Source organism: Promicromonospora xylanilytica (genome assembly GCF_054782895.1).
In genome coordinates, this window is the sequence record NZ_BAAGRP010000062.1 from 22,832 (window position 1) to 28,915 (window position 6,084).

Annotated in this window: 7 protein-coding genes; all 7 read left to right on the plus strand. The window is 66.8% G+C overall.

Features of this window, described 5'->3' with window-relative positions; all coding sequences use genetic code 11:
- Nucleotides 1–422: 422 nt before the first annotated feature.
- The 7 genes from ACYVK7_RS18525 to ACYVK7_RS18555 all read left to right on the plus strand — a co-directional run bounded on the left by ACYVK7_RS18525 (nucleotide 423) and on the right by ACYVK7_RS18555 (nucleotide 5,855).
- Complete coding sequence (locus tag ACYVK7_RS18525; RefSeq protein ID WP_460889193.1) at nucleotides 423–1,067, plus strand: HAD family hydrolase; 645 nt, start codon at nucleotides 423–425, stop codon at nucleotides 1,065–1,067.
- A complete protein-coding gene (locus tag ACYVK7_RS18530) occupies nucleotides 1,064–1,852 on the plus strand; it encodes a class I SAM-dependent methyltransferase (RefSeq protein ID WP_460889187.1) in 789 nt (262 codons plus the stop codon). Before ACYVK7_RS18525 ends, ACYVK7_RS18530 begins: the two co-directional genes overlap by 4 nt.
- The gene (locus ACYVK7_RS18535) at nucleotides 1,849–2,667 is read left to right on the plus strand and encodes a creatininase family protein (protein WP_460889188.1); all 819 of its coding nucleotides are present in this window, start codon (nucleotides 1,849–1,851) and stop codon (nucleotides 2,665–2,667) included. Before ACYVK7_RS18530 ends, ACYVK7_RS18535 begins: the two co-directional genes overlap by 4 nt.
- A complete protein-coding gene (locus ACYVK7_RS18540; RefSeq protein WP_460889189.1) occupies nucleotides 2,661–3,410 on the plus strand; it encodes a phytanoyl-CoA dioxygenase family protein in 750 nt (249 codons plus the stop codon). The genes ACYVK7_RS18535 and ACYVK7_RS18540 overlap by 7 nt, the downstream gene beginning before the upstream one ends.
- Nucleotides 3,411–3,441: 31 nt before the next feature.
- A complete protein-coding gene (locus ACYVK7_RS18545; protein ID WP_460889190.1) occupies nucleotides 3,442–4,104 on the plus strand; it encodes an L-threonylcarbamoyladenylate synthase in 663 nt (220 codons plus the stop codon).
- A gap of 34 nt (nucleotides 4,105–4,138) precedes the next feature.
- Complete coding sequence (locus tag ACYVK7_RS18550; protein ID WP_460889191.1) at nucleotides 4,139–5,314, plus strand: GGDEF domain-containing protein; 1,176 nt, start codon at nucleotides 4,139–4,141, stop codon at nucleotides 5,312–5,314.
- A 112-nt stretch (nucleotides 5,315–5,426) separates the two neighbouring features.
- A complete protein-coding gene (locus ACYVK7_RS18555; protein WP_460889192.1) occupies nucleotides 5,427–5,855 on the plus strand; it encodes a hypothetical protein in 429 nt (142 codons plus the stop codon).
- The last annotated feature ends 229 nt before the right edge of the window (nucleotides 5,856–6,084 follow it).

Sequence of the window (6,084 nt, forward strand, 5' to 3'; positions counted from 1 at the left end):
CCTCGTCGATCGCTGTCGCAGGGACAGTCGTACCGACGCCGTCGGGCTACCAGCTCGTCCTGTCCGAGAAGCTGACCAGCGTCGACACGTTCCTGTCCGCGACGCTCGACCTGAATGGTAGGGAGGTCCGCGTCCGTATCCTCACGCTCGACGACGTCACGGTGTTGCAGGCCGTCGACGACCTTCAGGTCGACTCTGGAGACTGGACCGGGACGCTCAATGTGTCGCACGGGCAACGCCCGGGGAAGATCCCTGGTGACCTCCGCACAGGGGCACGTCAGTCAGGACGCGATGTCACCGCGCTCGGCGAAGCCGACCTCCGGTACGCGCTCACCTTCCTCGGCGAGGCGACGACGCCCGACATCCGGGCAGAACGCATCGCCGCCGTCGTCACCGCGCTGCCGCGACTCCCCCGACGCCTCATCACCCTCGACGTCGGCGGGACCCTCGGACAAGCCTCTGGACGCGGGATCACCTCCGTGCTGCTGGATGCCTCACCCCTCGAGCCCGGGCAGGTTCGCCGGGCGGTCCGTGAGGTGCTGCACACGGCAGAGGAAGTGAGCGACAGCCACGTGCGAGATCTCAGCGTCAGGCTCCACATCAGCCCCGATGAGGTACGCGCTGCGCTCGACGCCCGCGCCGCCTTCGTTCCCTACGCGGAGACTGCCGAGTTTCTCGCCGCCGTCTCGATGCTGGGGACCGTCGTGACGCTGTCGAACGCCTCACGGGCCGAGTCGCCGATAGAGGAGATGCGTGGTCACTTCGGTCAGTGGATCGACGACTTCTTCCCGTCGTGGCGAACTGGACGCTCGAAGCCCGATCCGTGCGCGTTCACGACCGTGGCCGACCTCTGCGGGCACGACGTCGCCCAAGTGGTCCACGTCGGCGACGACTGGGACTGTGACGTCGTCGGAGCCGTGGACGCCGGCGCGCGGGCGATCTGGATCTCGGGCGGCCGTATCACGCCCGACGCTGCCCTTGCCGAATCCGACCGAGTACAGATTGTGCGCGATCTCGCCCAGGTCGCACCGGCCATCCTCAACGAATCACGACGGAGCACCTCATGAGCCTGTTCACCGGTACCACCGACTACTACCGCCAGTTCCGTCCGGGTATCCCGCAGGAGGTCGCAGACATCCTCGATGACGCCGCTCCCCAGCAGGCGCCGCGACGGCTCCTGGACGTGGGTACCGGCACCGGCCTTGTGGTCGAAGCGTTGCGCGGACGGTTCGACGACATCATCGCCAACGACAACGACCCCCAGATGCTCGCGACCGCGGAGGCTGCCCTGCGTCCGCAGCTGCCCGCCGGTGCGTCGCTCATCCTCGCGGAGAGTGAGGCAGAACGGTACGAGCCACCCGCCGGCTGGCAGCCGGCGCTCGTGACGATCTGCCGGGCCTTCCACTGGCTCGACCAGGAACTGATCCTCCGACGCCTCGACGAACAGGTCTCCCCCGGTGGCGTCGTTGCGATCTTCGGCGACAACAGCTTTTGGGTGGCCAGCAGCGACTGGAAGGTCGCCGTGAAGTCCGTTGTCAAGGACTTCCTCGGCGAGGAACGGCGCGCGGGCTCCGGGACGTTCAAGCACCACAACCGCCCCTACAGCGAGATCCTCCAGGAGTCGCCGTTCAGCGTCGTCGAGGAGGCCCGTGTCCCGGTGACCAGGACGTGGACCCGGGAGAGCATCCTGGGCTACCTGTACTCCACCACGTTCGCCGCACCGCAGCTGTTCGGTGACCAGCTCGAGGCCTTCGAGGACGCCGTCGGCGCCGCCCTGAAGCAGTTCAGCGCCGACGACACGTTCCCCGAGGAGAACGAGTTCCTCATTCGTCTCGGACGACGACCCTCATGAGGAAGCAGCCTCTGACGCACCTCACGAGCGAGGACGTCGGACGCCTGGTCTCGAGCACCTCCATCATCCTGATCCCGTTCGGGTCCTGCGAGCAGCACGGCCCGCACCTACCCCTTGCCACCGACACGATCATCGCCGAGCAGATCTCGGCCCGGATCGTCAGGGAGTACGGGAACCGGCACGACCTGGTGATCGCACCGACGGTCCCGCTCGGGCTGTCGCCGGAACACCAGTGGGCACCCGGCACCGTCAGCATCTTCTCGTCCGTCGCGACTGATCTATTGCGATGCATCGTCGGGCAGCTCGCCTCCCAGACCGGCGTGCGACGGTTCGTCATCGTCAACGGTCACGGCGGCAACCGCGGTCTCCTGGAATCCGTGGTGCGGGATCTCGGCGTACCGAACGGAGCTCAGGTCGTCGCGATCCACCCACTCAGCGGAGCTCAGCGCGTAGCGCCCGAGGCGACGGCCGACGTCCATGCGGCACTGATCGAGACGAGCGTCATGCTGGCGCTCGCGCCGAACCTCGTGCACATGGACCGGCTCCCGACCACGTCCGTACACAACGTGCCCACTGCCCAGCAGATCCACTCCCAGGTGCTCGATCGCTTCGTCACCTGGCCGTGGGACTCAGCCGATCCCCTGATCAGCCAGGACGGAGTGATCGGCGCGGACCCCCGCAAGGCAACGGCCGACCTCGGTGAACGCGTGCTTCAGCAGGCGCTGAACCGGACGGAAGCCGTCATCGCACGGCTCCACAACGAAAACCCAGCAGCGCTGCCGACTCAAGAGACCAAGGAGACCGCACCATGCTGACAGCCGAGGACTGCGGCACCTTCAAGAAGGACGGCATGCTCGTCCGCCGCAACCTCCTCACGCAAGAGACGATCCGTCCTGCGCGCGAACTGATTGACGACTGGTGCGCAAGGAACATGTCGAACGACCGCATCGAGGCATACACCCAGAAGACGTTCGCGCCCGAGCACGGACAGGACCCACGCCTCCTCAACCTGTTCAACGAGCCCCCGATCCTCGAGCACGTCAAGGGACTGCTCGGTGACTACCTGACGCCGACGACCGTCCAGATCCAGATCCGTCTGCCCGAGGACGAGGTGAGCGGTGCTCAGCCCGTCAAGCACATGCACGTCGACGGCGTAGCTACACCTCACCTCGCGCCCGACGAACTGCGCACGTTCTCGCTGCTCGTCGGCGTCGTGCTCTCGTCGATCACTGATCCCGATGCAGGTGCACTGCGCTACGTCGAGGGCGGCCACGAGGCCATGTCCAAGTGGTTCCGCGACGAATGGTCGATCGGGATGGCGGCGCAGGTCCCGGAACACATCAACACCCTTCCGGGCACACCGTTCCTCGCCGAACCTGGGGACGTGCTGTTCATGCACCACCTCGTGCCCCACCGCGTCGGAATCAACACGAGCAAGGACCCACGCGTGATGGCCTACTTCCGCGTCTCGCACACCAGCCACGCAGCGCGCCGGGTCGAGGCGCTCCGAGACCCCTGGCTCGACTTTGAACCCGTCCAGCTGGCCACGGTCCGATAACCCTTCACCCAGCACGTTCAGGAGGAAACACATGGAGTTGATCACGGGCGACAATCTGCTGCCCGCTGCCGAGGCACTACACAACGGCGACCTCATCGTCGTACCGACTCGACGTTGGTACATGATCTGCGCGGACGCGACCAACGCGGACGCGTGCGAGCGCATCTTCGAGGCGAAGATGCGTCCGCGCAGCAAGTCTCTGGCCTACGTCCTCCCCGAGCGTGAGCTCGCGGCCGAGCAGTTCACGATGAACCCCGCAGCGCTCCGGCTCGCCGAGGAGTTCTGGCCGGGAGACCTCGCCCTGCTGCTCTCGTGGCGCGACGATCAGGTCGGCGCCGCACACGCCGCCGTCGGCTCGACCAACGCCCTGGTCGTCCACGAGGAAGGCGTGCTCGGTGAGCTCGCACGAGTAGCAGACGTCCCGGTCGGCGCGACCACGATCAATATCTCCGGACCGCCCAACGCGCCAGGTCCCGGGCCGGCGATCACCCTCACTGACGTCCGCGACTTCACCACGCAGCGCAACCTCGCCGTCGCGTACGCCATCGACGGTGGTGTCTGCCCTCTCGCGCACCACCTGACGATCGTCGACTGCAGCACCACGGACGTGACGATCACCAGGCAAGGCCTCGTCGCCGCACGTGCTGTCGCGACCGCGCTGTCCGGCGTGGACCAGGCACGACTCGTCGCCTGAACACTTCTACGAATGACGGAGAGGAGGGCGGCCGATGCGCGTCGCAACCGGGTACAGCCGACACGTAGTCGTTGCCGCGCTGGCGTGCTCCGCCGTTCTCCTTGCTGTTCTCGTTCCACCATCGCCGATCGATGGTTGGGCGCCTCCGGCTTCACCGGTCCAGATGCCGCTCGGCCTTATCGTCATCGTCGCCGTCGGCACGCTGGTTGACGTCGGCGCGACGTGGCTCCACGGCGGACCGCTCGATCGCTCCTTCGGCTGGACGCCCTGGTCCCTGATCGGGGCGCTCCTCCTCCCACTGTGGCCGGCAGTCGTGATCTCAGCCATGGGCGGCGTGACACTAGGCCTGGTGTTGCGTCTCGACCGGCGGGTCGCTTGCGGTGCTGTCGTTGCCGACGTCGCAGCGATCACCGCGTGCCACCTCGCTACAGCACTCCTGCCGCAGTCCGCGGTCCAGAACGTCCTGTGGAGCGTCGCGATCGGTTCCATCGCATTGATCGGTGTGCGTAGCGCCACCGCGGCCTGGCTAGGCATCAGACCGTGGAAGAGCTTGTGGCGCCAGGGCGCAGCGTCGCCGTGGTGGGTGGTGAGTGATCACCTCGCCGTCTATGCCGTTGGCACGATCGCCTGTCTGCTCAGCCTCATCTCCGCCCCAGCTGTGGTCCTCCTGATACCCGTTACCACTGCCCTTCTGCGAGCCCGCCAGGCGACCGCCGCGCTCACCGCAGCGCGCCTGGATGACAAGACAGGGCTCCTGCGGCCCCTGGAATGGCGTCGGCTCGCTCACGTTGCCCTTGAGCGCAGGCGGAAGAGCGAGCACCAGTCCGTCGCGGTCGTCATCATCGACCTCGACCACTTCAAGGCACTCAACGACGCACACAGACACGTCGTAGGGGACGTCGCTCTCACGAAGGTGGGGGAGTGCCTGCGCGCCACGTTCCGCAAGGACGACATCGTCGGACGGTTCGGCGGTGAGGAGTTCACCGCCTTACTTCCACGCGCCGACCTGGCAGAAGGGATCGCGGCCGCAAACAGAGCGATCGAGCGCGTCCGACAGATCGTGATCCATGACGACGTCCACATCACGGCGTCAGCTGGCGTCGCGGTCTTCCCGACTCATGGCCGGTCCGTCACCGACGTGCTCGCCGCCGCAGATCGTGCGTTGTACGGCGCCAAGTCGTCCGGGCGCGACCGAGCCCAGGCGGCCTGATCCGTGCACGCTGGCAGACACCGGGCTTCTGTGCTCGACGTCGCCAGAGACCCGGCGTAACGTCGAAGTACACATGTTCGATGCCGTGACCCATGCGAGGAGGTGTAGCACCATGACAACGCCAACCTGGACTGCCTACGAGATGACCCACAACACCGGGTCGGGTGCTCTGCCTGCCTCGAATCTCCCGGCCTACCTCCGCGACGGTGACGACGCTACGTACGACGACGGGCCCTCGGTTCCGATCTTCGAGACGACACCGACGACCAAGGCGGCGAAGTGGATGTGCCGCCGAGGGAACCGCGCCTGCGGTCTTCTGCTGGCGCTCATTGCCGCAGGCGCGTACGCGTTCCTGGCCACCTTCCTGTACGGGCTGCATCACGTCGCCGTGTGGGGGCTGCTCGCGCTGTTCGCCTGGAACGCTGCCAAGTTTGCACTGGTCAGTATCTGGCTACTTCTGGTCGGCCTGACGAGCGTCGCCCGCGCGGCGCTTCGTGGGCTTGGCGCAGGATCGCAGCGGGTCGCTCCGCCTTCCTGGTGAAGCCCCGCGCCTACGCTGGGTCGATGAGCCAGCATCACGATCTGACGGAGCCTGCGCCAGGCAGCTCGATGCCCGTCGGCCCGACCGATGCCTCTCGGATGACGGGGAGCGAACTGCTCGTCGTGCGCACGTCGCTCGGCATGTCTCCAGGGCCCCGGCAAAGTCATGACTGTAGGAGTGCGTGGATGGGCCGGTCGATGTCTCTGGCGTGATGGCGCAGGGCTTGGGC